This is a genomic window from Streptomyces sp. NPDC001980 (assembly GCF_040296885.1).
In the GTDB taxonomy this organism is placed as follows: domain Bacteria; phylum Actinomycetota; class Actinomycetes; order Streptomycetales; family Streptomycetaceae; genus Streptomyces.
The window spans coordinates 39,082-63,688 of sequence record NZ_JBEOYD010000038.1; the positions used below are offsets into that span (position 1 = coordinate 39,082).

The following is a 24,607-nucleotide window of genomic DNA, read 5'->3' on the forward strand; positions in this document are numbered from 1 at the left end:
ACTGTCCCGCGCCCCTATGGGGCGCGGGACAGGCCCCGGCGGATCGCGTGCTCCACCGCCGAGTAGTCGCCGTCGGGGCGGTCCAGCTCGTAGGGGACGGCCGGCATCAACGGCGGCTGTGCCATGAAACGGGGGCGGGTGCCGTGGTTCGGCTGGGCCGCATGCACCAGGAAGGGATGGCAGAGGTAGACGTCGCCGGGGCGGCCGGTGGCGTGGGCGAGCGGGCGGTGGGCGGAGGCCTCGACGATCTTCGGGGCGATCTCCAGCATGGAGACGCCCTCCTCGCCGTACGGCTCCAGGACCGCGGGGACGTCGAGGTGCGAGCCGACCCGGATGCGGGTGGGCGCGTCCTGCTCGGTCACCTCGGAGAAGAGGAACAGCATCAACAGGGCACGATCGCGCGAGCGCAGGTTGGCGTAGTACCAACGGGACTCGACGCCCTCGGGGAGATAGCTGCCCTCGATGTGCCAGCCCGCGTCGTCCGGCTCCTCCGTGTGCGGGAACCGCAGCGGAAAACTGCCCAGCGAGTAGCGCGGCACCCAGCGGCCCTCGCCCACCAGCAGGTCGAACGCCGCATGCAGCACAGGGGAGTTGACGGCGGCCGCGAACGGGCCCTGCGCCATCCCCGCCACCCACACCACCGGGTCCGTCCAGGTGCCCGGATCCTCCGGGTCGTACCCTGTCTCCCGCCACAGCAGCCGGGCGCAGTCCTTGGCGACGCGCGGCGGGAAGGCGCCCTCGATCTTCACGAAACCGTTGGTCAGGAAGCGTGTCACCAGCTCGTCGTCCACCGGGCCATCGTGGACCGTCCGCCTTGCCGTCCGCATCCGGTTTTTTGCCGCACCGGCAACAGGACTGGCCTCCGGGCGGTGCGTCGTCGCACCCTGGCGGCACCCGGACGAGAGGCTGATCCCATGGCGCACGACCACCACCACACGGACACCCACAAGCACACCCACTCCCACGGCCACGACCACTCCCACTCGAACACCGACATCGACTGGGGCGAGATGGCCGGTCATCTGGAGTCGCAGGCGGAGCTCTTCGCGCCCCTGTACGAGAGCGCGCTGAGCTGGCTCGGCAAGGAGGTCACCGAGCCGGGGCTGATCGTCGACGTCGGCAGCGGGCCAGGGGTGGTGTCGTGTCTGTTCGCCGAGGTGTTCCCGGGTGCGCGGGTGCTGGCCGTGGACGGCAGCGAGCCGCTCCTCGACCGGGCCCGGGCCCGCGCCGAGCGGCTCGGCGTGGCCGACCGCTTCGGTGTGCTCGCCGGTGAACTCCCCGGTGTGCTGGACGAGTTGGACTACCCGGCAGACCTGCTGTGGGCCGGGCACAGCCTGCACCACCTCGGCGACCAGCGGGCCGCGCTCACCGCCTTCGCCGAGCGGCTGGCGCCCGGTGGCACGCTGGCCATCCTCGAAGGGGGCCTGCCCAGCCGCTTCCTGCCCCGCGACATCGGCATCGGCCGCCCCGGGCTCCAGGCCCGGCTGGACGCGCTGCAGGAGGAGTGGTTCGCGCAGATGCGCGCCGAACTGCCCGGCTCGGTCGCCGAGACCGAGGACTGGCCCACGCTGCTTTCCTCCGGCGGCCTCAAGTACGCCCGTACCCGCAGCTTCCTGCTCGACCTGCCCGCGCCCGCCTCCGACCGGGGCCGCGCCTACGCCGTCGAGATCTTCTCCCGCTTCCGCGACACCCTCACCGACGACCTCCACGCCGACGACCGCGCCACCCTGGACCGCCTCCTCGACCCGGCCGACCCGGCGAGCCTGCACCGCAGGTCCGACCTGTTCGTCCTCGGCGTCCGGACCGTGCACACGGCGGTACGGCCCGCCTGAGCGCTCCGCTGGAAGTGCCGCGATCTGCCGTGTGCCGTGTGCCGTGTGCCTGTGCCGTGTGCCGTGTGCCGTGTGCCGTCTGCCGTCTGCCGTCTGCCGTCTGCGGCGCCGTCGTGGCCGGTCGCGCAGTTCCTCCCCCAGCCTTCGGCCGGGGGTACCCCCAGCGCCTCTTCGGGGCGCTGCCGAACCGCAGCGGACTTCGCCGGACCCGCCCTGGCAGCGGCGCGCCGCCACGCTCTTCGTGACGAGCGCTCGAAGCGATCCGCCGGAGCGGCCCGGCACCGCGCGGTACCGGGCCGTCCGCCCTCCCCGGGCCGATGGCGGAGCGAAGGCGCCTCGGTCAGTTGTTCGCCAGGAACTGCTTGGCCAGCTGGTCGCCGAGGGTCACCGCCGCGCTGTGACTCTCTATGGGGGAGACCTTGGAGTTCTTGAACAGGATGTAGGTCACGCCGGAGTCGGCGCCGCCGGTCGCCGGGTCGGGGTCGATGCCGAGCGCCTTGGCGGTGGCGTACGAGGCCTCACCGATGATGTTCGTGGGGCCGGTGTCGCCGACCACCGCGTACTCGACCTTGTTGTTGTAGATCACGGCGACCACTCCGCCGCCCTTGATGCCGGCGCTGGAGTAGTTCCAGGTGCTGCTGGAGCTGGGGACCACGATGTACGGCAGCGACTCGGCCTTCAGCGGCTTGCCGTCGGACTGGTGGAACGCGGTGTCGTCCTGGTACCAGGGGTCGCGGTCCTCGTTGCAGTTGGTGGTGCGCTGCCCGTCGCAGTCGATGTCCATGTCGGCCTTCCAGAAGACCGCGCCGTTCTTGCCGCAGACGGGGATGGTGGCCGACGTCTCGTCGTCGGTCCGGTACTTGCCGTTGGAGATCTGGGAACAGGAGGTCACCTTGGCGAGCAGGTCCGCCGCGCTGACCGAGCCCTCCTGGGCGGACTTCGGGACGGCGGCGCCCGACGCGCTCGCGGGCAGCACTCCGGCGGCGAGCAGTGCGGCCCCGGAGGCCGCGGCAAGGGTCAGTGTTCGGATGCGCACTGTGGGGGGTCCCCTTCTGTTAGGAAAGTTTCCTGACCGGGTGTCGTACAAGGTGGACCCGGCTGCATGTCCGCGTCAACCCCTGGATGTCAACTCAGTGATTTCTTGCGCATTGCGGTGATATGACCCCCGGGGAACACTGGTGGGGCAGGACATTCCGGATATTTACGCAGGAGCCGTGCGGACGTTCGGCGGTGGCTCCGGTGGCTCCTGGAAGGCGAGGGGTCATGTTCGTACGCACGGTGTACGTCACCGGCGATCCGGCGAAGCTCGAGGCGGCCGTCAGGGCGCTGAACAGCGAGGGGCGCGAACTGCTGGAAGAACGTCCCGAGTACCGGGGCGCGGGCGTCTTCATCGACCGGGAGCTGGGCAAACTGCTCGCGGTGAGCTGGTGGGGCACCGAGGCGGCCCGGAGCAACAGCGACCAGGTCATGCGCGAGCGGCGCAGACCCATGCTGGAACCGTTCGCGGGCACCGTCGCCGTCGAGAACTACGAGGTCGCCGTCTTCCACCCCGTGCAGCCGCCGAGAACGGGCGGCGGCATGCGCTCCACCCGGGTGGAGTTCGACCCCGCCGACACGGACCTGTTCGCCGAGACCTTCCGCTCCTCGGCGATACCCCGGCTGGAAGCGCTGCCGGGCTTCGCCCAGTGCTCTCTGTTCGTCGACCGGCAGGGGGGCCGGGCCATGGTCGGCTCGGTCTTCGTCGACCGCGCCTCGATGGCCGCCTCACGCGCCGGCCAGGCCGCCGCCCGGCGCGCGGACGCCGCCAAGGCGCGCGTGACCGTGGTCGCCCTGGAGGAGTTCGAGGTCCTGCACGCGGACGTACGCCCCGACTGACCCGCCCCGCACGGGAGTCGCCCCGCACGGGAGTCGCCCCGCACGGGAGTCGCCCCGCACGGGATTCGGGGCACGCGAACGGCCGTCCCGGCGTGCGGACGGCGGAACGGCCGGGGTGGACCGGGCTCTCGCCCGGCCTGTGCCGCGGTTCTTGCTCAGCCCATGTCGAAGGTGGCCGGGTCCGGGCCGATGCGCCGGTCCTCGTTGAGCGCGCTGATCGCCGCGAGGTCCTCGGTGTCCAGGCTGAAGTCGAACACCTGGATGTTCTCCTTGATCCGGGACGGGGTCACGGACTTCGGGATCACGACGTTGCCGAGCTGGACGTGCCAGCGCAGCACGACCTGTGCCGGGGTGCGGTTGTGCTTCTGCGCGATCGCGACGATCGCCGGCACCTCCAGCAGGCCCTTGCCCGAGCCCAGCGGCGACCAGGCCTCGGTGGCGATGCCCTGCTCGTCGTGGAACTCCCGGGACGCGTGCTGCTGCAGGTGCGGGTGCAGTTCGATCTGGTTGACCGCGGGGATGACCGACGTCTCCTCGATCAGCCGTTCCAGGTGCTCCGGGAGGAAGTTGGAGACGCCGATCGCCTTGACGAGGCCGTCGGTCAGCAGCTGCTCGAACGCCTTGTACGAGTCGATGTACTTGCCCCGGGCCGGCAGCGGCCAGTGGATGAGGTACAGGTCCAGGTAGTCCAGACCCAGCTTCGCCAGCGACGCGTCGAAGGCACGCAGTGTGGCGTCGTACCCGTGGTCGGCGTTCCAGAGCTTGGTGGTGACGAAGATGTCCTCACGCGGTACGCCGGACGCGGCGATCGCCTTGCCGGTGCCCACTTCGTTGCCGTAGATCGCCGCTGTGTCGATGCTGCGGTACCCGGCCTCCAGCGCCGTGGCGACGGCGCGCTCGGCCTCGTCGTCCGGCACCTGCCACACGCCGAAGCCCAGCTGGGGCATCTCGACGCCGTTGTTGAGGATTTTCGGGGGGACCTTGCTGCTCACGAGCTCTCGATCCTTAGGTTGTCGACAGGTGGTACTCCCATCGTCAACGATCACCGGCCCCGCCGCATTCCTGACCGCGGAATCCGCTGGAACTGACCGGTGGGTCAGCCGTCGCCGGCGGAGATTGGCCGGAAATGCATCCGACGTTATGGGTCCGGACCATTGACCGCGGCCCGTTTCTGCCGAGACTCTGGTGCGCATCGTCGGACGTATCACTGAACCCGGTCCAGGGATGTGAACATCCCTGTGGGTTTCCCGATCGATCCCTGTGAACAGAGAAACCTCTCTCTGCGCTCTGAGACCCCCCAACCTCAGGAAAGCAGGTACCCACGCCATGAACGAGACGACCCCCGAGGACCGTCAGCCGGCACCCGCCGCCCCGCAGACATCGGATGAAAAGGTCTGGCGAAGCCCTGGTTACCAGGTCGTGGAGACCGCCCTGGAAGTGACCGGCTACGCCCTCGGCGACCGCTGATCCGCCCTGGACGGGCCGCCATGACCGTCACTGCCGCGGCCACCGCCGCCGCCACCGCCGCCACCGTCGGCCACGCCGGGACGGCCGCCGACCCCTGGCCGGTCGCGGAGTTCGCCGAACGGCTGCGTGCCGTCACCGCCGACCGCTACCACGACCGCCATCCCTTCAACCAGCGCATGCACCAAGGCGAGTTGACCCCGGCCGAACTGCGCCGCTGGATCACCAACCGCTTCCACTACCAGCGGCACATCCCCGTCAAGGACGCCCTGATCCTCGCCAAACTCGACCGGCCCGCACTGCGCCGTCCGTGGCTGCGCCGCATCGTCGACCACGACGGCACCGCCGACGGCGAGGGCGGCATCGAGCGCTGGCTGCGCCTCGGCGAGGCGGCCGGCGTCCCCCGCGAACAGTTGTGGGACGGCTCCCGGGTGCTGCCCGGGGTGCGCTTCGCGGTCGAGGGGTACGTCACCTTCTGCCGCCTGCGCCCAGCCCTGGACGCGGTCGCCGCCTCCCTCACCGAACTGTCCGCACCCGGTCTGATGCGCACCCGCATCACCGCCTTCGAACGCCACTATCCGTGGATCGACCCGGCCGGCCTCGCCTACTTCCGCACCCGCGTCGACCAGGGCGCCCGGGACGGCGCGGAGGCCCTCGCGCTGGTCCTGTCCTGGGCCCGCACCCGCGAGGAGCAGCACCGCGCCGTCGCCGCGCTCGCCTACAAGTGCGAGGTGCTGTGGGCGCTGCTGGACGCCGTGGACCGGGGGGACACCGGGGGTCGGGGCGGTGCCCGGGACGGAGGCGGGCCATGACCTGGCGGCCCGTCCTCGCCCGCACCGCCGTGCTGCGCCACGACCGGGTCCGCGGCACCGACCTGTTGCTGCTGCCCGAGCGCGTGGTCGTGCTGCACGGCCGGGCGGGCGGCGTGCTCCGGCTGTGCGACGGCAGCCGGGCGGTGGCCGAGATCGTCGCCGAACTGTCCGAGGCGTTCCCGGGCGCCCCGGTCGCGGCCGAGGTCCCGGAGTTCCTGACCGCGTTACGGAAGGAGGGATGGCTGCGATGACGACCGCGGAACCGGGTGGGCCGGCGCCGCCCTGGGCGCTGCTCGCCGAGCTCACCCATGCCTGTCCGCTGCGCTGCGGCTATTGTTCGAACCCGGTCCGACTGATCGGTCGGTCAGTGGAACTGGCGACCGGACAGTGGGCGGAGGTGTTCCGGCAGGCCGGTGAGCTGGGCGTCGTCCAGACCCATCTGTCCGGCGGCGAACCGCTGCTCAGGCGCGACCTGACCGACCTGGTCGCCGCCGCCGACACGGCCGGCCTGCACACCCAGCTCGTCACCAGCGGGGTCGGGCTGAGCGAGCGGCGACTGGCCGGGCTGGTCGGCGCCGGGCTGCGCGGGGTGCAGCTGTCCGTGCAGCACGCGGAGCCGACGGCCGCCGAACGCATCGCCGGTGCCCGTTCGTTCGCGGCCAAGGAGCGCGCGGCCCGGCTGATCCGGGCGGCAGGCCTGCCCTTCGGGCTGAACGTCGTCCTGCACCGGGGCAACCTGGACGCCGTCGAGGACCTGATCGCGCTCGGCGTGGCCTGGGGCGCGGACCGGATCGAGCTGGCCAACACCCAGTACCACGGCTGGGCGGCCCGCAACCGCGCCGCCCTGCTGCCGACGCCCGGACAGGTCGAGCGGGCCCGCGAGGCGGTCCTGCGCTGGCGCCGGCGCCTGGACGAACCGGAGTTGGTGTGGGTCGCCCCCGACCTCCTCACCGGCACCGCGAAACCCTGCATGGGCGGCTGGGGCCGGATCTCGCTCACCGTCACCCCCGACGGCACCGTCCTGCCCTGCCCGGCCGCCGCAACCCTGCCCGGCCTCGACCCGCCCAACGTCAGGGACCATCGACTCGCCTGGATCTGGCGGGAGTCGAAGGCCTTCAACGCCTACCGGGGCGAGTCCTGGATGCGCGAGCCCTGCCGCGGCTGCGCCCTGCGCAGCACCGATTTCGGCGGCTGTCGCTGCCAGGCGTACGCGCTCACCGGAGACGCCCGCAACACCGACCCGGCCTGCCGCCATGCCCCCGACCACCACCTCGTACCCCTGCGGCGGACCTCGGCTGCCGCCGTTCCCAGAGAAGCTCTTGCAGAAGGAGGACCATGAAACGCCTGCGAGCCGCCGTCGCGGCCGTCGCGCTCACCACCGCCACCGTGGCCGCGCTTCCCGCGGCCGTACCCCCGCCCGCCGTCGCCGCCGTACCCCCACCCGCGGCCGCCCCGGTCAGGCCGGCCGCCGCCACCGACTGGTCCACCGCGGTCGTCGACTCCACCATGGCCCGCTACACCCCGAGCACCATCGGCGGCTGGTCCTACCCGGTCGGCCTCTACCTCTACGGCCAGTACCTCACCTACCGGCGCACCCACGACGCCCGCTACCTCACCTACATCAAGAACTACGTCGACCGGTTCGTGAAGAGCGACGGCTCGATCGACCAGTCCTTCAACAGCCTGGACAGCATGCAGGCGGGCCGGCTCCTGGTGATCCTGCACCACGAGACCGGTCAGGACCGCTACCGCAAGGCGGCCAAGAAGATCCGCGACCGCCTCGACACCTATCCGCGCACGAGCGACGGCGGCTTCTGGCACGCCGACACCAGCAGCCGCGCCCATCAACTCTGGGCGGACGGCGTCTACATGGTGAACCCGTTCCTCGTCGAGTACGGCAGGGAGTTCGGCGACAGCGCGTACACCGACGACGAGGCGGCCAGGCAGCTCGCGGTCTACGGCGGTCACCTCCAGGTCGCGAACGGCCTGCTCAAGCATGCCTACGACGAGTCGAAGAGCGCCAGTTGGGCGGATCCACAGACCGGGCTCGCCCCCGAGCACTGGTGCCGGGCCGTCGGCTGGTACGCGATGGCCGTCGTCAACGTGCTGGACGCGATCCCGGCGAACCAGTCCCGCCGCCCGCAACTGCTCGGCATCTTCCAGAGGCTGGCGGCCGGCCTGGAGAAGTACCAGGATCCGGCGACCGGCCGCTGGTTCCAGGTGATCGACAAGGGCGGCCGGAGCGACGACTGGACCGAGACCTCCTGCTCCGGCATGTTCACCTACGCCCTTGCGCGCGGCGCCCAGCAGCACTACCTCGACCCGCACTTCGCGGACGTCGCCCGCCGTGGCTACCGGGGCGTGCTCGCCGAACTGTCCATCGGCGCGGACGGCCGTACCGACCTGGCCGACATCTCGATCGGCACCAACGTCGGCGACTACGCGTACTACGTGGCCCGTACCCGGGCCGTGAACGACTTCCACGGCCTCGGGGCCTTCCTGATCATGAACGAGCAACTGCGAGGTGATTCAGTGTCATGAGCACAACATCCAGAAGGGCGGTTCTCGGAGCCGCGTTCGCCGGAGCCGCCACGGCCGCCGTCGGTCTGCCCGCGACCCCCGCGCACGCGGCGTCCTGGCAGCTCAAGTGGCAGCCGTCGGCGAGCAGTGACGGCCTCGGCGCCTTCGAGACCGTCGAGGACGACCGCGCCGACTCCCACCCGGCCGGGCACCCGCACATCTACGCCACGGGGAACAACTGGCGCTTCACCATGCACACGGTCGACCGCGACACCTCGACCGACCGCCAGCGCCAGGAGGTCACCGGCCTGCGCACGGGTGCCGGCAGCTACCTCAAGTGGAACGAGGGCCAGATCTGGCGGGTGACGTACTCGATGTACATCCCGAGCTCCCTCAAGGCGACCACCACCTTCACGCACATCATGCAGATGAAGCAGCCCGGCACCGGCACCTCGCCGATCGTCGTGCAGTCGCTGCGGCGGGTGAACGGCAAGCAGACCATCGAGCTGAAGCTCGCGATCGACGACATCCTCGTCGGCCGCACCGACCTCGACCCGCTGCACGACACCTGGACCGACGTCGACTTCCAGATCAAGGTCGGCAACGGCTCGGCGGGTTCGGTCCGCTGGATCCTCAAGTCCGGCGGCGCCACCGTGATCGACGCCTCGAAGTCCGGCGTGGACACCTTCCTGGCCGACCGGGTCCGCCCGAAGTGGGGCATCTACCGCTCCCTCGGCGACACCTCGGGCTCCCTGCAGGACACCTACCTCCTGCTCACCAACCTCCGCGGCTACCAACAGGTGTGAGGAACCATCACCATGAAACCCCCCACCGTTCCACGGCGCAGTCCTGCCTCGATGCCACGGCACAGTGCTGCCGCGATCGTCCTCTTCGTCCTCGCCGTCGTCCTCGGCCTCTCCCACCCCGCGGCCCTCGCCGCGCCGCGGACCGCCGCGCCACGCGCCGGCGCCGTCTACGACGTCCGTGACTACGGCGCCAAGGGCGACGGCTCCAGCAACGACAGCCCGGCCATCGACAAGGCCGTCACGGCCGCGAACGCGGCGGGCGGCGGCACCGTCCGCTTCACCGCCGGCACCTACAAGTCCAAGAACACCATCCACATGAAGAGCCATGTGACGCTCCAGCTCGACAGGGGCGCCACCCTCCAGGGCTCCAGCGCGGACACCTACGACAAGGCCGAGTCCAACGCCTACGACGCCTACCAGGACTACGGTCACAGCCACTTCCACGACGCGATGATCTACGGCGACAGGCTGACCGACATCGGCTTCGTCGGCCAGGGCGTCATCGACGGCGCGGGCAACCTGATCACCGGCAACCCGAAGACCGGCGAGGCCGACAAGATCATCTCGTTGACCAGGTGCGACGGCCTCCGGATCGGCGACGGCCTCACCCTCCGCCGCGGCGGCCACTTCGCGGCTCTGATCAACGGCTGCAACGACGTGACGTCCGACCACCTGACCATCGACACCGCGGGCGACCGCGACGGCTGGAACGTCATCTCGACCACGAACGCCACGATCACCAACGCCCACATCGAGGCCAACGACGACGCCCTGGTCTTCAAGAGCGACTACGCTCTCGGCGCCAAGCTCGCCAACGGCCATGTCCGGGTGAGCGGTTCGTATCTGTCGGCCAAGTGCTGCAACGCCCTGATGTTCGGCTCCGAGACCTGCGGCGACTTCTCGGACTACCAGTTCGAGAACATCCGCATCGAGGGCGCCGACAAGTCCGGCCTCGGCATGGTCTCCATGGACGGCGCGAAGATCTCCGACGTCCACTACCGCGACATCACGATGACGAACGTCCACTCGCCGATCATGGAGAGGATCGGCACGCGAAAGCGATGCGGCAACAGCCCCGGTGTCGGATCGATCAGCGATGTCACGTACGACAACATCACCGCCACCGGCAACAGCCCCTCCTTCAGCCCGACCCTGTGGGGCGAGAGCGGTCACCGCATCAGCGGAGTGACCTTCACCAACGTCGACATCACGGTCCCCGGCGGCAACGGCACCATGTCCACCGGGGTGCCGAGCAACGACCCGAACGACTACAACCCCAAGGCCATCGGCACCCGCCCGGCCTACGGCTGGTACCTGCACAACGCCGACCACGTCCAGTTCACGGACAGCAGCGTGAAGTTCGCCGCGAACGACGGCCGTCCTGCGGTCATCGCCAACGCTGCAAGGGACCTGCGCCTCACCCGCTTCACCGCCCAGAAGGGCAGCGACTCCCCGTACGACGTCGGCCTCCAGGACGTCACGGGCGCCTGCCTGACGGACAGTCACACCAGCTCCGGCGGTGCGCTGCGCGTCTCCGGCGGCCAGGACTGCGGTGCGGCGACGCGGCCCCTCGACCTGGAGAACCCCCGCCAGGACTTCCTCCGCAACTCCGTCGGCGGGCTCTTCCTGCACTGGGGCGAGCGCACCGCGCCCGCCCACACCAGTTGCACCGCCTGGGAGAACGACGTCACGAACGGCGGCTGGACCCCGGACTACTGGGTGAAGGAGGCACAGAAGCTGCACACCCAGTACCTGGTCCTCGCCACCTTCCACAGCCGCCTCGGCTACGCTCGCCCCTGGCCGTCGAAGATCCCCGGCTCCTGCTCCACCCGCCGGGACTTCCTCGGCGAGCTGATCACCGCGGCCGAGGCCAAGGGCATGAAGGTCATCCTCTACATGACCAACGACCCCCAGTGGCACGACGAGGGCGGCCACGAGTGGCTCGACTCCGCTGCCTACTCCGCCTACAAGGGCAAGAACATCGACCTGACCACCAACGACGGCTTCGGGCAGTTCAGTTACGACAACTTCTTCGAGGTGATGGACCGCTACCCCGACCTCGGCGGCTTCTGGATCGACAACGACAACGCGTACTGGGAGAGCCACGACCTCTACCGGCAGATCTACGAGAAGCGCCCGAACTACACGCTCAGCAACAACAACGAGGACACGCCGATCATGGACATGATCAGCAATGAGCAGAAGACGGGGATGACACCGGCCTACGACTACCCGCAGGCCGTCTACACCGCCCAACCGCGCCTGACCGAGGCCGACTTCAAGCTGCCCTCGACCGGCGCGTGGTGGTACGACGGCTCCGACCCGTCCGTCGACCGGATGCTCACCCTCGGCCGCCTCGTCACCAACGCGGGCTCCTCGGTGAAGGCCCTGATGGCCGAAACCGCCCAGGTCAACGGCAAGTTCCCGGCGAACCAGGCCGCCTTCAACACCTTCGCGAACTCCTACCTCGACCCCATCTGGGAGTCCCTGCACGGCACCGAGGGCGGCGGCTACCTGTACGGCGGCCTCAAACCCGGCTTCTGGAACGACGGCGCCCACGGCGTGACGACGATCGCCAAGGACGACCCGGACCGCCAGTACGTCCACGTCCTGACCCCGCCGTCGACCAGCACCCTGCGCATCCGCGACAACGGCTACCGCATCGCCTCCGTGACGAACCTCCGTACCGGCAAGGCGGTCTCCTGGTCGCAGTCCGGCGGCGTGCTGACCCTGACCGGGCTCGGCGACTGGGACCCGTACGACACCGTCTTCAAGGTCACCACCGCCGGCCGCCAGGGCATCCTCTCCGGCGTCAAGGTGACCGCGAGCGCGGCGGCGAGCGGCCACGCCGGCTCGGCCGCCGGGGACGGCGACTACCTCACCTACTGGGACAACAACAAGACGCTCCCCGTGAACCTCACCTTCGACCTCGGCTCGGCGAAGAAGGTGCAGTACCTCGGCCTCAACCAGCGCGAGGACTCGGTCGCCTACGCCCGGTCGGACACCGAGCAGTCGGCGCGGATCAAGGACTACAAGGTGTACGTCAGCAACGACGGCACCACCTGGGGGAGCGCGGTCAAGTCCGGGCAGCTGCCCAGCCGGCGCGGCATCCAGGGCATCGACCTCACCGCCACCGCGGCCCGTTACGTCCGCCTGGAGGTGGACTCCACCTGGGCCGCCGCCACCGACACCACCCGCTACCAGCGACTGAGGATCGACGAGGCGTGGATCGGCACCGCCTACGCGACACCCGTCACCGGAGGACGCCCGTGACCAGGACCAGAAACCTCACCGTGGCGGCCGCCGCGCTGCTGGTCGCGGCAGCGGTGCCGCTCCTGCGCCCCGGCCACCCGGCCCCCGCCTCCGACAACGGCCAGGCGGTGCGGCCCGCGATGGGCTGGAGCAGCTGGAGCTATGTGCGCCGGTGGCCCACCCAGGCCAAGATCGAGGCCCAGGCCGACGCGCTCGCCGCGAGCGGCCTGAAGGACCACGGCTTCGTCCAGGTCAACCTCGACGACTTCTGGCAGAAGTGCGACGCGAACGGCTTCACCGTCGACTCCTACGGCCGCTGGGCCGTCGACACCGCCAAGTTCCCCGACGGCATCAAGGCCCTCGCGGACTACGTCCATGCCAAGGGCCTGAAGTTCGGCTTCTACGTCACGCCCGGCATCGCCAAGAACGCCGTCACCAAGAACACCCCGATCGAGGGCACCTCGTACCACGCGCAGGACATCGCGGACACCTCGAAGACCGAGAAGAACTACAACTGCAAGAACATGTACTACATCGACTACTCCAAGCCGGGCGCGCAGGAGTTCGTGAACTCCTGGGCGAAGCAGTTCGCCTCCTGGGGAGTCGACTACCTGAAGATCGACGGGGTGGGCAGCCAGGACATCCCCGACGTCCAGGCCTGGTCCAAGGCCCTGCGCGTCAGCGGCCGCCCCATCACCTTCGCGCTCTCCAACAACCTCGCGATCGCCGACGCCCCGACCTGGCGGTCCCTGGCCAACAGCTGGCGCACCCAGGGCGACGTCGAGTGCTACTGCGGGCCCGGCGACAACGGCAGCGGTTACCCGCTCACCGACTGGTCGCACGTCTCCGCCCGCTTCAACACGGCGGCGAGCTGGCAGCAGTACGCAGGACCCGGCGGCTGGAACGACCTGGACTCGCTGGAGATCGGCAACGGCGACCAGGTGGGCCTCACCGCCGACCAGCGGCGCTCCCACTTCACCCTCTGGGCGATGGCCGCCGCCCCGCTGCTCCTCGGCACCGACCTCACTCACCTCGACACGGTCGACAAGGCCATGCTCAGCAACGACCGGCTCATCGGCGTCGACCAGGACGGGGTGGCCGCGAAACGGATCGTGAACAGCGGCGTCAGGCAGGTCTGGAGCAAGAAGGAGAGCGACGGCCAGTACGTCGTGGCCCTCTTCAACACCGGCACCTCCGGCAGTTCCACGGTGAGCGTGGACTGGTCCCAGGTCGGCTTCACCGGCTCCGGGGACGTCACCGACCTGTGGTCCGGCTCCCACAAGGGCACCGTCGCCACCACCTACAGCGCGACCCTGCGTCCGGGCGAGACCCGGCTGATCCGCGTCCGGCCGCTCGGCTGAGGAGGACCGTCATGACACCCAGAACCCTGCTGGCCCGCGCCCTGCCGCTGGCCCTCGCCCTCCCGCTGGTCACCCTGCTGCCGGGGACCGCGCGGGCGGCCACCGACTACCAGGCCGAGGACGCGACGATCTCCCAGGGCACCGTCGCCACCAACCACACCGGGTACACCGGCACCGGTTTCGTCGACTACACCAACATCAAGGGCTCGTACGTGGAGTTCACGGTGAGCGCCGCCGGCGCCGGCACCGCCGCGCTCACCCTGCGCTTCGCCAACGGCACCGACACCGACCGGCCGCTGGACATCTCCGTGGGCGGCACCGTCGTCGCCTCCGGCGTCTCCTTCCCGGCCACCGCCGACTGGAACACCTGGGCGACCAAGACGGTGAACGTCCCGCTGACCGCGGGCAGCAACAAGATCCGCGCCACCGCCACCACCGCGAACGGCGGCCCCAACCTGGACCGGATCAGCATCGGCACGGCGGCCGACACCCAGGCCCCGACCCGCCCCGGCCAGCCGTCCTGCTCCGGCATCGGCGAGGACGCGCTCACCCTCGCCTGGGGCGCCGCCACCGACAACGTGGGCGTGACGGCGTACGACCTCTACGAGCACGGCAACAAGATCGGTGAGGCGTCCGGGAGTTCGACCTCGAAAACCCTCACCGGGCTCGCCCCGAACACCACCTACGACCTCACCGTCATCGCCCGCGACGCGGCCGGCAACACCTCGCCGGCCAGTCCCGTCGTCGACTGCACGACCGAGCCGAGCAGCGACAGCACCCCGCCCACCGCCCCCGGCACCCTGTCCGCGACCGGCATCACCGCGAACACCGCCGACCTCTCCTGGGGCGCGTCCACCGACGACCGGGCGGTGACCGCGTACGACATCCGCAGCGGGACCACCGTCTACAAGACGGTCACGAGCGGTACGACCACCACCCTCACCGGCCTCGCCTGCGACAGCCCGTACACCCTGGACGTCGTCGCCAGGGACGCGGCCGGGAACGTCTCCCCGCCGAGCAACGCCGTCACCTTCACCACCAAGGCCTGCGCCACCGACGGTGGGGTCCCCTCCTCCATCGCCACGCTCTCCAGCGGCTGGACCATCCCCTGGGGCACCTACTGGATGCCCGACGGCAAGACCGCGCTGGTCACCGAGCGGGACGACTTCCGGGTCTGGAAGGTGACCAAGGACGGCACCCGGACCCAGGTCGGGACCGTCCCGAACGCCGTCACCACCAACGGCGAGGGCGGCCTGCTCGGCGTCGCCGTCGACCCCAAGTGGGAGACGAACCACTACGTCTACTTCATGCACACCGCCGACGAGGGCAACCGGGTCGTGCGCATGACCTACGACGGCAGCACGCTCGGCGACTACAAGATCCTGCTCCAGGGCATCAAGAAGAACCGCTACCACAACGGCGGCCGGCTCCTCTTCGGCCCCGACGGCTACCTCTACGTCTCGACAGGGGAGGCCCAGACACCGGACCTGGCGCAGGACAAGAACTCCCTCAACGGCAAGATCCTGCGGATGACGACCGACGGCAAGCCGGCCCCCGGCAACCCCTTCGGCAACTACGTCTACAGCCTCGGCCACCGCAACCCGCAGGGCCTCGCCTTCGACCGCAACGGGCGGCTCTGGGAAGCCGAGTTCGGCAACAGCTCCAAGGACGAGCTCAACCTGATCAAGCCGGGCGCCAACTACGGCTGGCCGACCTGCGAGGGCACCTGCTCGGTCGCCGGGATGACCAACCCCAAGGCCACCTGGAACGTCTCCGAGGCCTCCCCGAGCGGCATCGCCATCGTCCGCAACGTCGTCTACATGGCCTCGCTGCGCGGCGAACGGCTCTGGCGCATCCCGATCAACGGCGACTCCGAGAGCGTGGGCACCCCGACGGCGTACTACGTGGGAACCTACGGCCGGCTGCGGACCGTGACCAAGGTGCCGGGCGCCGACCAGCTGTGGCTGTCCACCACCAACTGCGACAACAACGGCAACGAACCGGACGGATCCGACAAGATCTTCCGCGTCAGCATCAGTTGACGGGGTATCAGGCCCGGTAGAGCGCGTCGACCTCGTTGGCGTAGGCGTTCTCGATCGCCTTGCGCTTCAGCTTCAACGACGGGGTCAGCAGCCCGTGTTCCTCGGTGAACGGCTGGGCGAGGATACGGAACGTACGGATCGACTCGGCCTGCGAGACCAGGGTGTTGGCGGCCACCACCGCGCGCCGCACCTCGGTCTCCAGGTCGGCGTCCCGCACCAGCTGGGCCGCCGACATCTGGGGCTTGCCGCGCATCTGCAGCCAGTGGTCCACCGCCTCGGTGTCGAGGGTGACCAGGGCGGCGATGTAGGGGCGGTCGTTGCCGACGACGATGCACTGGTTGACCAGCGGATGGTCGCGGACCCGCTCCTCCAGGACACCGGGGGAGACGCTCTTGCCGCCGGAGGTCACCAGGATCTCCTTCTTGCGGCCCGTGATCGTCAGATAGCCGTCCTCGTCCAGGGAGCCCAGGTCGCCGGTGGCCAGCCAGCCGTCGTGCAGGGTGGCGTCGGTGGCCTTCTGGTTGTTGAGATAGCCCTGGAAGACATGGCCGCCGTGCAGCCAGACCTCCCCGTCGTCCGCGATGTGCACGGTGGAGCCCGGGACGGCCTGGCCGACCGTGCCGTACCGGGTGCGCTCGGGCGGGTTGGCGGTCGCCGCCGCCGTCGACTCGGTCAGGCCGTAGCCCTCGTAGATCTGCACACCCGCGCCGGCGAAGAACAGGCCGAGCCGGCGGTCCATCGCCGAGCCGCCGGACATGGCGTTGCGGATCCGGCCGCCCATCGCCGCCCGCACCTTGCCGTAGACGAGCTTGTCGAAGAGCTGGTGCTGCATGCGCAGCGACGCCGACGGACCGGGCCCGGTGCCCCACGCCTTCGCCTCGACGGCGTCCGCGTACTTCACCGCGATCTCGACCGCCTTCTCGAACGGCCCGCCCTTGCCCTCCTTCTCCGCCTTGCGCCGCGCCGCGTTGAACACCTTCTCGAAGATGTACGGCACGGCCAGGATGAACGTCGGCCGGAACGCGGCCAGGTCGGGCAGGAGCGCGGCCGCGTGCAGCTGCGGCTGGTGACCGAAGCGGACCCCGTGCCGGATCGCCGCCACCTCCACCATGCGGCCGAAGACGTGCGCGAGCGGCAGGAAGAGCAGGGTGGAGACCTCCTCGCCCTTCTTCGCGCGGAACACCGACTCCCAGCGGGCGACGACCGTGTCCGCCTCGTACATGAAGTTCCCGTGCGACAGGACACAGCCCTTGGGGCGGCCCGTGGTGCCCGAGGTGTAGATGATCGTGGCCACCGAGTCGGGCGTGACCGCCTGCCGGTGCCGGTGCACCACCTCGTCCTCGAGGTGCGCGCCCGCGTCGTACAGCTCCTGCACCGCGCCCTCGTCCAGCTGCCACAGCTGGCGCAGCTGCGGCAGCCGGTCGATGACGGTGGCGATCGTCATCGCGTGGTCCTCGTGCTCCACGATCGCCGCCGTGCACTCGGCGTCGTACAGCATCCAGAAGCACTGCTCCGCCGACGAGGTCGGATAGACCGGCACCACCTGGGCGCCGATCGTCCACAGCGCGAAGTCGAACAGCGTCCACTCGTACCGGGTGCGGGACATGATCGCGACCCGGTCGCCGAACCGGATGCCACGGGCGAGCAGCCCCTTGGCGAGGGCGAGGACCTCGTCGCGGAACTCGGCGGCGGTCACATCACGCCACTGGCCCAGCTCGTCCTTGCGGCCCAGCGCGACGTGCAGCGGGTCCGTCTGGGCATGCTCGAACACGCTGTCGGCCAGACCACCGACCGGCGGTGCCGACGCCAACGGCGGGTTGGTGAACTCGCGCAAACCCCGCTCCCCGCTCCTCGCTCCACAGTGACGGTAGTAGTGACACTCCGCACAGCGCCGTGAAAGCTACCCCACCGGCAGACCGTTCGGGAGGGGGTGCGAAAACGAGCATTGCTCTCGTATGACCTCGCTCACGTCTGGAAAATACGCCCACATCGGGAAGGGGCGGACAGAATCCTTACGGTTCAGTAAGTTCCGGCTCCGTAATCTCCACGGAATCTGTACGACCCGATTACGGCCCCCGGCCGGTTACCCGCCGGTCAGGGGCGGGGTGCCGCAGCCCCCTACGAAGACAGCGCCGGGGTGGCCGATTTCGTCACTCCGTGCGTCCCGGCGCGCGTACGGTTCGGGGCGATGAGAACCGGCCATGCGGCGGAACCCGACGGGAGTGGCCATGCTGGAGCTGGAATCCGACACGCTGGATCCGTTGGACGTGCAACTGCTCAGCGCGCTGGAGGTCGACGGCCGCGCCTCCTTCAGCCGGATCGCGGCCGTGCTCGGCGTCTCCGACCAGACGATCGCCCGCCGTTACCGGCGGCTGTGCGCCGAGGCCGGGCTGCGGGTCGTCGCGGTCCGGGACCCCGAGCGGCTCGGACAGGACCAGTGGATGCTCCGGCTGCGCTGTGCGCCCGACGGCGCCACCGTCATCGCCGACGCGCTCGCCAAGCGCCCCGACACCGCCTGGATCGGGCTGGCCTCCGGTGGCACGGAGATCGCCTGCATGACCCGGCCGCGTCATCCCGGCGACCACGACGACCTGCTGCTCGGCAAGCTGCCGCGGACCCCGAGCGTGGTGGAGATCCGGGCGCAGCAGCTCCTGCACCGGTTCTACGGGGGACCGACCGGGTGGGTGCGGAAGTTCCGGGCGCTGTCCGCGGAACAGGCGGCGGCGCTGCGGCCGTCGCCGCCGGAAGCGGATGGGCCCGCGCGGCTGGAGTCCGAGGACGCGCCGCTGCTCGCGGCGCTGGAACGGGACGGACGGGCGACGTATCCGGAATTGCAGCGGGCAACGGGGCGGTCCGAGTCCTCGGTGAAGCGGCGGCTGGCCGCGCTGATCGGCTCCGGGGCGGTGTACATCGACGTGGAGTACCGGTCCGAGGTGCTGGGATTCTCGAGGTCCGCGGTGTTGTGGATCACCACCACGCCGGCCGCGATGCACTCCGTGGGGCAGGCGCTGGCGGCCCATGACGAGGTGGCGTTTGCTGCGGCTACCGCCGGGCCGTCGCATGTCGTGGTGACGGCGGTGCTGCGGGACACGGCCCACCTGTACGCGTACCTGAGCGGGCCGGTGGGGCGGCTGGAGGGGGTGCAGCACGTGGAGGCCATGCCGTTTTTGCGGAGGGTGAAGCAGTTGACGTATGCGGGGTCGTATTGAGAGTGCTGACCGGTGGGGGTCGATCGCGCCCACGCGGCGGCAGCCTCACATCGAATACAGGCCCGCGCCCCTTTCGGGGCGCTGCAGCTAGGGGCGTCTCAAGCGGGCTCCGCTGGTCAGGATTGCTGCCGCCAAGGCATCTGCCGCTGTCTGTGCCGGTGATCGTCTCGGGCCGTGCACCAGGACGAAGTCGACCTTGCCCAGTTCCGGCAGACCGGCCCGGTCCGGAACCCGGAACAGGCCCGGGGGGATCAGGCCCTTCGAATGGGCCATCACGCCCAGGCCGGCCTGGGCGGCCGCGAGCAGGCCGTTGAGGCTGCCGCTCGTGCAGACGATGCGCCAGTCGCGGCCCTGGCGCTCCAGCGCCTCCAGGGCCAGGGCGCGGGTGATGCCCGGCGGGGGATAGACGATCAGCGGGACCGGGCGGGCGGGGTCCAGGCGGAGCCGTTCCGCGCCGATCCACACCAGGTCGTCGTGCCAGACCAGCTCGCCCAGCGGGTCCTCGGCGCGCCGCTTGGCCAGGACCAGGTCCAGCTTCCCGGCGGCCAGCTGCTCGTGCAGGGTGCCCGAGAGCTCCACCGTCAGTTCGAGGTCGACCTCGGGGTGATCGTGGCGGAAGCCCTCCAGGATCTCCGGCAGCCGGGTGAGGACGAAGTCCTCCGACGCGCCGAAGCGGAGCCGGCCGCGGACCCGGGTACCCGTGAAGAAGGCCGCCGCCTGCTCGTGCACCTCCAGGATCCGGCGGGCGAACCCGAGCATCGCCTCGCCGTCCTCGGTCAGCTCCACGGAGTGCGTGTCCCGGGAGAACAACTGACGGCCGGCCGCGTCCTCCAGACGGCGCACATGCTGGCTCACCGTGGACTGGCGCAGCCCGAGCCGCCGGGCGGCCTGGGTGAAGCTGAGCGTCTGGGCCACCGCCAGGAAGGTGCGCAGCTGCGAAGGGTCATACACTCGAACATGTTATCGCGGAACGCGATGGCAGTGAGAGTGGTATACGGGATTCCCGATCAAGTGTCGGAGGAGGACGATGGAGGGGGCCGTTCCGGCCCCGGCGAGGACCCGGCCGTATCCGCCGGCACGACACCCTGACCGACCCGCAAGTGGAGCACCGTGAAACGCCTGAGCTGGCCCAGTTGGATGCCGATCGACCCGTACGTCCTGCTGTTGCTCGGGACGGTATGCCTCGCCGCGCTCCTTCCGGCCCGGGACACGGCCGCCGACGTGGCCTCCGGCGCCTCCACGGCCGCGATCGCCTTCCTCTTCTTCCTCTACGGCGCCCGCCTGTCCACCCGTGAGGCCGTCGACGGGCTGCGGCACTGGCGGCTTCACGTCACGGTCCTCGTCTGCACCTTCGTGATCTTCCCGGTGCTCGGCATCGCGGCTCGCGGTCTGGTGCCGGTCCTGCTCACCCATCCGCTCTACCAGGGCTTCCTCTTCCTGACCCTGGTGCCCTCCACCATCCAGTCGTCGATCGCCTTCACCTCCATCGCCCGCGGCAACGTGCCCGCCGCGATCTGTGCCGGGTCCTTCTCCTCGCTGATCGGCATCGTCCTCACCCCGTTGCTCGCCGCCGCGCTGCTCGGCAACAGCGGGGGCGGCTTCTCCGCCGACTCGATCGTGAAGATCGTGCTCCAGCTGCTGGTGCCGTTCGTCGCCGGGCAGCTGCTGCGCCGGTGGATCGGGGACTTCATCGCCCGGCACAAGAGGATCCTCGGCCTCGTCGACCGCGGCTCCATCCTGCTCGTCGTCTACACCGCGTTCAGCGAGGGCATGGTCCGGGGCATCTGGCACCAGGTCAGCGCGGTCCGGCTGGCCGGGCTCCTCGCCGTCGAGGCCGTCCTGCTCGCCGTGATGCTCCTGCTGACCTGGTACGGCGCCAAGGCGCTCGGCTTCGGGCGCGGGGACCGCATCGCCATCCAGTTCGCCGGGTCGAAGAAGTCCCTCGCTTCCGGGCTGCCCATGGCCAGCGTCCTCTTCGGCGCCCACGCCTCGCTGGCCGTGCTGCCGCTGATGCTCTTCCACCAGATGCAGCTCATGGTGTGCGCGGTGATCGCCAAGCGCCGCGCCCACGACCCCGAGGTCCAGGAAGCGGCCGAACCCCCGGCCGCCCCGGCGGCGGAGTCACGGCCCGCGGTCGGCACCGGGCCGCTCCGCCGCTGAGCCGCGGCCGTGGCTCAGCGGCACACGCCCCGCCGTCGGCTGCCGAACCCGACCAGTTCACGGGCCTGTTGATCCGGATTTCCGGTACGGACGGCTCATGACGGCTAACGTTCCGTCATGACCGCACCCCTGGCGCTCGATCCGGCGCACACGGCCCTCGTCCTCGTCGACCTGATGGACCGCATCGTCGCGCTGCCCCTGGAGCCCCGCAAGGGCACCGAAGTCCTGCACACCGCCGAGGAACTGGCCCACTCCTTCCGCGCCGTCGGCGCGCCCGTGGTGCTGATCCGCGTCGAGCGGCCCTCCCTCGCCGAGCAGCCGCCGGGCAGCGGACTCGTCGCCGGACTCAGGAAGGAAGGGGACCTGGAGATCGTCAAACGGACGATCGGCGGCTTCCAGGGCACGGAACTCGACGCCCGGCTGCGCCGGCTCGGCGTCACCCGGCTGGTGTTCGGCGGCATCGCCACCAACCTCGGCGTCGAGTCCACCGCCCGCGCCGCCGCCGACCTCGGCTACGACCTGGTCTTCGTCGAGGACGCCATGGCCGCCCTCACCGGCCCCGAGCACGAGGCGTCCGTCCGGCTCGACTTCCCGCGCCTCGGCACGGTCGTCACCGCCGCCGACGTCCGCCTCGGCCCCGCCTGACCGCCCGGTCGCTCAGACCAGCGTCCCGCCGCCGTCCACGACCACCACCGACCCGGTGCTGTACCCCCCACGCATCAGGTACAGGTACGCCTCCGCCACATCCGCCGGCTCGCCCATCCGCCCCACCGGCAGCGACTCGGCGGACGACCGGAACAGCTCCTCCCGGACCGTCTCCGGCAGCTCCCGCCACAGCTCGGTCCGCACCACGCCCGGCGAGACCACGTTGACCCGCAGCGGCGCCAGCTCCACCGCCAGCGCCCGGGTCAGCGACTCCATCGCCCCGCACAGCGCCGACGCGACGCTCGATCCGGGCAGCGGCCGGCGCCCCGCCGTTCCCGTGGTCAGCACCACCGACCCGCCCGGCCGGACCGACCCGGCGCCGTACTTCACCGCCGCGTACGCACCCCACAGCCGGGTGTCCAGGAAGCCCCGGGCCGTCGCGACGTCCGTCTCGGCCACTGTCTCCAGCAGGAGCGAGTCACCGGCCGTGTACACCAGGTGGTCGTACGCCCCGATCCGTGCGAAGAAGGCGCGCACCGCGTCCTCGTCCGTGGCGTCGAGCACCTGCCCCTCGGCGCCCTCCGGCAGCACCTTCAGCGCCGCGTCGACACTCTCCTGCCGGCGCGAGGCGACGAGCACCCGCGCGCCCTCCCGTGCCGCGCCCTCGGCGACCGCGAGCCCGATACCCGACGTACCCCCGATGACGACGACACGCTGTCCCTGCAGACCCATGGCTGATCCCTTTCCAAGCCGGTGTTCCGTCCCGTTCGGACACCTCCAGCCTGCGGTCCCGCTCCATCGGCCGTCCAAGACCTCTTTCGGCGGTGGCGATACCCTGAAGACATCGCCACCCGGGAAGGAGCCGCGGTCATGGACCTGGATCTGCGCAAGGTCCGCTACTTCGCGGCGGTCGCCGAACTCCTCCACTTCGGCCGGGCGGCGGAACGGCTGCACATCGCCCAGCCCGTGCTGAGCCGTCAGATCCGCGCCTTGGAGAAGGACTTGGGGGCCGAGCTGTTCGTACGGGACAGCCACGGCGTGACCCTGACCGACGCGGGCCGCCAACTCCTCGAAGACGCACGGCAGTTGCTGGCCATCGCCGACGGAACCCGGCGCCGGGTCGTGCAGGCCGCACGGGGCCGGCGGCGCCTCGTCGTCGGCTTCCGGGCCGGTGTCGTGGTCACCGAGGCGCTGCGGGCCTTCACCGCGGGCCACCCGGACGTCGAGGTGCGCGCCTGCCGGGTCGAGTGGGACGACCAGGAGCAGCTGATCCTCGACGGCACCGTCGACATCGCCTACGTACGGCTTCCGGTCCGCGAGGAGGGGCTCGAACTGCGGCCCCTGTACAGCGAGCCCCGCGTGGCCATGCTCCCGGACCGGCACCGGCTCGCCGGGAAGCAGGAGATCTCCCTCTCGGACCTCGACGGCGAGCAGTGGCTGCGCTACAACGACCCCCGGCCCGGCGACCTGCCACTGCGCACCATCGAAGAGAAGTTCGAGTGCGTGGCCGCCGGCACCGCCATCACGATGGTGCCGCGTTCGGCCGCCGAACAGTACTCCCGCCCCGACATCGTCTACGTCCCGGTCGTCGACGCCGAACCCGACCGGGTGCTGCTGGCCTGGGCGGCCGGCCGCCGCTCCGCGCTGGTCGCCGCGTTCGCCGAGGCCGCGGCGCGCGTCGGGGCGCCGGGTTCCGGCTGAGGCGGGGCCCCTGCGGCGCAGGGGGCGCTCCCCGCCGGTCGGGGCCCCGCCGCCGTGCCGCGGGGAACCGGGTCAGCCCTGGGCGGCCGCGGCCCGCAGGGCGATACGGTCCTCGCCCGCGTACACGTTCATGTTGCTGCCGCGCAGGAAACCGACCAGGGTCAGCCCGGTCTCCGCCGCCAGGTCCACCGCCAGCGAGGACGGCGCCGAGACCGCCGCGAGCATCGGGATGCCCGCCATCACGGCCTTCTGCGCCAGCTCGAAGGAGGCCCGCCCGGAGACCAGCAGGATCGTCCGGGACAGCGGCAGGTCGCCGTTCTGCAGGGCCCGGCCGACCAGCTTGTCCACCGCGTTGTGCCGGCCCACGTCCTCGCGGATGTCCAGCAGCTCACCGTCCTCCGTGAACAGGGCCGCCGCGTGCAGCCCCCCGGTCCGGTCGAAGACCCGCTGCGACGCGCGGAGCCGGTCGGGGAGGCTCGCGAGCAGCTCGGGCTCCACCCGGACCGGGGGAGTGTCGGCTATCGGCCAGCGGGCCGTCGTACGCACCGCGTCGAGGCTCGCCTTGCCGCACAGCCCGCAGGACGAGGACGTGTAGACGTTCCGCTCCAGGGTGAAGTCGGGCAGCTTGACGCCCGGCGTGGTCCGCACGTCGACCACGTTGTAGGTGTTGGAGCCGTCGACGGTGGCGCCCGCGCAGTACACGATGTTCTGCAGGTCGCCGGCGGCCGCCAGCACCCCCTCGCTCACCAGGAACCCGGCCGCCAGCGCGAAGTCGTCGCCGGGGGTGCGCATGGTGATGGCGAGGGGTTTCCCGTTGAGTCTGATCTCCAGCGGTTCCTCGGCGACGAGCGTGTCCGGCCGGGCGGAGACCGCTCCGTCGCGGATGCGGATGACCTTGCGTCGTTCCGTGACTCGTCCCATGGTCTGA

The 24,607-nt window shown here is 70.6% G+C and carries 22 protein-coding genes; 15 read left to right on the top strand and 7 right to left on the bottom strand.

Annotated features, from left to right (window positions below; translation table 11 throughout):
- Positions 1 to 14: 14 nt before the first annotated feature.
- Entirely contained in the window at positions 15 to 827 is an 813-nt protein-coding gene (locus ABT137_RS39550) for a phytanoyl-CoA dioxygenase family protein (protein WP_351716505.1), read from the bottom strand.
- 87 nt (positions 828 to 914) lie between these two features.
- Here ABT137_RS39550 and ABT137_RS39555 point away from each other — a divergent pair, with 87 nt between their 5' ends.
- Positions 915 to 1,832, top strand: coding sequence for a class I SAM-dependent methyltransferase (locus ABT137_RS39555; RefSeq protein ID WP_351716507.1), 918 nt, complete (start codon positions 915 to 917; stop codon positions 1,830 to 1,832).
- 340 nt (positions 1,833 to 2,172) lie between these two features.
- Here the strand turns inward: ABT137_RS39555 and ABT137_RS39560 are convergent, their stop codons facing one another.
- Positions 2,173 to 2,868 carry a glycoside hydrolase family 75 protein gene (locus tag ABT137_RS39560; RefSeq protein WP_351716509.1) on the bottom strand — a complete coding sequence of 232 codons (696 nt, stop codon included), beginning with the start codon at positions 2,866 to 2,868 and terminating at the stop codon, positions 2,173 to 2,175.
- Between the two features lie 227 nt (positions 2,869 to 3,095).
- On the opposite strand from ABT137_RS39560, the gene ABT137_RS39565 reads away from it, so the two are divergent.
- Positions 3,096 to 3,707: a hypothetical protein gene (locus ABT137_RS39565; RefSeq protein WP_351716511.1), complete on the top strand. Its 612-nt coding sequence runs from the start codon at positions 3,096 to 3,098 to the stop codon at positions 3,705 to 3,707.
- A 155-nt stretch (positions 3,708 to 3,862) separates the two neighbouring features.
- On the opposite strand, the gene ABT137_RS39570 is transcribed toward ABT137_RS39565, so the two are convergent.
- Positions 3,863 to 4,699, bottom strand: a complete 837-nt coding sequence (locus ABT137_RS39570; RefSeq protein WP_351716513.1) for an aldo/keto reductase — start codon at positions 4,697 to 4,699, stop codon at positions 3,863 to 3,865.
- 334 nt (positions 4,700 to 5,033) lie between these two features.
- Here ABT137_RS39570 and ABT137_RS39575 point away from each other — a divergent pair, with 334 nt between their 5' ends.
- The 9 genes from ABT137_RS39575 to ABT137_RS39615 are packed head-to-tail and all read left to right on the top strand — an operon-like array spanning position 5,034 to position 15,964.
- On the top strand, positions 5,034 to 5,174 hold the full coding sequence (locus tag ABT137_RS39575) for a pyrroloquinoline quinone precursor peptide PqqA (protein WP_351716515.1): 141 nt from the start codon (positions 5,034 to 5,036) through the stop codon (positions 5,172 to 5,174).
- Positions 5,175 to 5,194: 20 nt separating this feature from the next.
- Entirely contained in the window at positions 5,195 to 5,983 is a 789-nt protein-coding gene (gene pqqC / locus ABT137_RS39580) for a pyrroloquinoline-quinone synthase PqqC (protein ID WP_351716517.1), read from the top strand.
- Complete coding sequence (gene pqqD, locus ABT137_RS39585; RefSeq protein WP_351716518.1) at positions 5,980 to 6,234, top strand: pyrroloquinoline quinone biosynthesis peptide chaperone PqqD; 255 nt, start codon at positions 5,980 to 5,982, stop codon at positions 6,232 to 6,234. Before pqqC ends, pqqD begins: the two co-directional genes overlap by 4 nt.
- On the top strand, positions 6,231 to 7,322 hold the full coding sequence (gene pqqE, locus ABT137_RS39590; protein WP_351716520.1) for a pyrroloquinoline quinone biosynthesis protein PqqE: 1,092 nt from the start codon (positions 6,231 to 6,233) through the stop codon (positions 7,320 to 7,322). Before pqqD ends, pqqE begins: the two co-directional genes overlap by 4 nt.
- Positions 7,319 to 8,524, top strand: coding sequence for a glycoside hydrolase family 88/105 protein (locus ABT137_RS39595; protein ID WP_351716522.1), 1,206 nt, complete (start codon positions 7,319 to 7,321; stop codon positions 8,522 to 8,524). The genes pqqE and ABT137_RS39595 overlap by 4 nt, the downstream gene beginning before the upstream one ends.
- Positions 8,521 to 9,309 carry a Tat pathway signal sequence domain protein gene (locus ABT137_RS39600; protein WP_351716524.1) on the top strand — a complete coding sequence of 263 codons (789 nt, stop codon included), beginning with the start codon at positions 8,521 to 8,523 and terminating at the stop codon, positions 9,307 to 9,309. Before ABT137_RS39595 ends, ABT137_RS39600 begins: the two co-directional genes overlap by 4 nt.
- Positions 9,310 to 9,321: 12 nt before the next feature.
- Positions 9,322 to 12,582 (top strand): glycosyl hydrolase family 28 protein, encoded by a 3,261-nt coding sequence (locus tag ABT137_RS39605; RefSeq protein WP_351716526.1) that lies wholly within the window; start codon positions 9,322 to 9,324, stop codon positions 12,580 to 12,582.
- On the top strand, positions 12,579 to 13,922 hold the full coding sequence (locus ABT137_RS39610; RefSeq protein WP_351716528.1) for a glycoside hydrolase family 27 protein: 1,344 nt from the start codon (positions 12,579 to 12,581) through the stop codon (positions 13,920 to 13,922). Before ABT137_RS39605 ends, ABT137_RS39610 begins: the two co-directional genes overlap by 4 nt.
- Positions 13,923 to 13,933: 11 nt before the next feature.
- The gene (locus ABT137_RS39615; RefSeq protein WP_351716530.1) at positions 13,934 to 15,964 is read left to right on the top strand and encodes a PQQ-dependent sugar dehydrogenase; all 2,031 of its coding nucleotides are present in this window, start codon (positions 13,934 to 13,936) and stop codon (positions 15,962 to 15,964) included.
- Positions 15,965 to 15,971: 7 nt separating this feature from the next.
- On the opposite strand, the gene ABT137_RS39620 is transcribed toward ABT137_RS39615, so the two are convergent.
- Positions 15,972 to 17,798, bottom strand: coding sequence for an AMP-dependent synthetase/ligase (locus tag ABT137_RS39620; protein WP_351716532.1), 1,827 nt, complete (start codon positions 17,796 to 17,798; stop codon positions 15,972 to 15,974).
- Positions 17,799 to 18,192: 394 nt separating this feature from the next.
- On the opposite strand from ABT137_RS39620, the gene ABT137_RS39625 reads away from it, so the two are divergent.
- Positions 18,193 to 19,173, top strand: a complete 981-nt coding sequence (locus ABT137_RS39625) for an Lrp/AsnC family transcriptional regulator (protein ID WP_351716535.1) — start codon at positions 18,193 to 18,195, stop codon at positions 19,171 to 19,173.
- A gap of 87 nt (positions 19,174 to 19,260) precedes the next feature.
- Here ABT137_RS39625 and ABT137_RS39630 read toward each other — a convergent pair whose 3' ends face one another.
- Entirely contained in the window at positions 19,261 to 20,124 is an 864-nt protein-coding gene (locus ABT137_RS39630; RefSeq protein ID WP_351716537.1) for a LysR substrate-binding domain-containing protein, read from the bottom strand.
- A gap of 186 nt (positions 20,125 to 20,310) precedes the next feature.
- On the opposite strand from ABT137_RS39630, the gene ABT137_RS39635 reads away from it, so the two are divergent.
- The gene (locus ABT137_RS39635; protein WP_351716613.1) at positions 20,311 to 21,333 is read left to right on the top strand and encodes a bile acid:sodium symporter family protein; all 1,023 of its coding nucleotides are present in this window, start codon (positions 20,311 to 20,313) and stop codon (positions 21,331 to 21,333) included.
- Positions 21,334 to 21,450: 117 nt separating this feature from the next.
- Positions 21,451 to 21,978: an isochorismatase family protein gene (locus ABT137_RS39640; protein WP_351716539.1), complete on the top strand. Its 528-nt coding sequence runs from the start codon at positions 21,451 to 21,453 to the stop codon at positions 21,976 to 21,978.
- A gap of 12 nt (positions 21,979 to 21,990) precedes the next feature.
- Here the strand turns inward: ABT137_RS39640 and ABT137_RS39645 are convergent, their stop codons facing one another.
- On the bottom strand, positions 21,991 to 22,710 hold the full coding sequence (locus ABT137_RS39645; RefSeq protein ID WP_351716541.1) for an SDR family oxidoreductase: 720 nt from the start codon (positions 22,708 to 22,710) through the stop codon (positions 21,991 to 21,993).
- 138 nt (positions 22,711 to 22,848) lie between these two features.
- On the opposite strand from ABT137_RS39645, the gene ABT137_RS39650 reads away from it, so the two are divergent.
- The gene (locus ABT137_RS39650) at positions 22,849 to 23,679 is read left to right on the top strand and encodes a LysR family transcriptional regulator (protein WP_351716543.1); all 831 of its coding nucleotides are present in this window, start codon (positions 22,849 to 22,851) and stop codon (positions 23,677 to 23,679) included.
- A 72-nt stretch (positions 23,680 to 23,751) separates the two neighbouring features.
- Here ABT137_RS39650 and fdhD read toward each other — a convergent pair whose 3' ends face one another.
- Complete coding sequence (gene fdhD / locus ABT137_RS39655) at positions 23,752 to 24,600, bottom strand: formate dehydrogenase accessory sulfurtransferase FdhD (RefSeq protein ID WP_351716545.1); 849 nt, start codon at positions 24,598 to 24,600, stop codon at positions 23,752 to 23,754.
- Positions 24,601 to 24,607: the final 7 nt, after the last annotated feature.

Coding starts and splice junctions, on each gene's coding strand:
- ABT137_RS39550 (WP_351716505.1), bottom strand. CDS start 827: ATGCGGACGGCAAGGCGGACGGTCCACGATGGCCCGGTGGACGACGAG.
- ABT137_RS39555 (WP_351716507.1), top strand. CDS start 915: ATGGCGCACGACCACCACCACACGGACACCCACAAGCACACCCACTCC.
- ABT137_RS39565 (WP_351716511.1), top strand. CDS start 3,096: ATGTTCGTACGCACGGTGTACGTCACCGGCGATCCGGCGAAGCTCGAG.
- ABT137_RS39575 (WP_351716515.1), top strand. CDS start 5,034: ATGAACGAGACGACCCCCGAGGACCGTCAGCCGGCACCCGCCGCCCCG.
- pqqC (WP_351716517.1), top strand. CDS start 5,195: ATGACCGTCACTGCCGCGGCCACCGCCGCCGCCACCGCCGCCACCGTC.
- pqqD (WP_351716518.1), top strand. CDS start 5,980: ATGACCTGGCGGCCCGTCCTCGCCCGCACCGCCGTGCTGCGCCACGAC.
- pqqE (WP_351716520.1), top strand. CDS start 6,231: ATGACGACCGCGGAACCGGGTGGGCCGGCGCCGCCCTGGGCGCTGCTC.
- ABT137_RS39595 (WP_351716522.1), top strand. CDS start 7,319: ATGAAACGCCTGCGAGCCGCCGTCGCGGCCGTCGCGCTCACCACCGCC.
- ABT137_RS39600 (WP_351716524.1), top strand. CDS start 8,521: ATGAGCACAACATCCAGAAGGGCGGTTCTCGGAGCCGCGTTCGCCGGA.
- ABT137_RS39605 (WP_351716526.1), top strand. CDS start 9,322: ATGAAACCCCCCACCGTTCCACGGCGCAGTCCTGCCTCGATGCCACGG.
- ABT137_RS39615 (WP_351716530.1), top strand. CDS start 13,934: ATGACACCCAGAACCCTGCTGGCCCGCGCCCTGCCGCTGGCCCTCGCC.
- ABT137_RS39625 (WP_351716535.1), top strand. CDS start 18,193: ATGCTGGAGCTGGAATCCGACACGCTGGATCCGTTGGACGTGCAACTG.
- ABT137_RS39635 (WP_351716613.1), top strand. CDS start 20,311: ATGCCGATCGACCCGTACGTCCTGCTGTTGCTCGGGACGGTATGCCTC.
- ABT137_RS39640 (WP_351716539.1), top strand. CDS start 21,451: ATGACCGCACCCCTGGCGCTCGATCCGGCGCACACGGCCCTCGTCCTC.
- ABT137_RS39645 (WP_351716541.1), bottom strand. CDS start 22,710: ATGGGTCTGCAGGGACAGCGTGTCGTCGTCATCGGGGGTACGTCGGGT.
- ABT137_RS39650 (WP_351716543.1), top strand. CDS start 22,849: ATGGACCTGGATCTGCGCAAGGTCCGCTACTTCGCGGCGGTCGCCGAA.
- fdhD (WP_351716545.1), bottom strand. CDS start 24,600: ATGGGACGAGTCACGGAACGACGCAAGGTCATCCGCATCCGCGACGGA.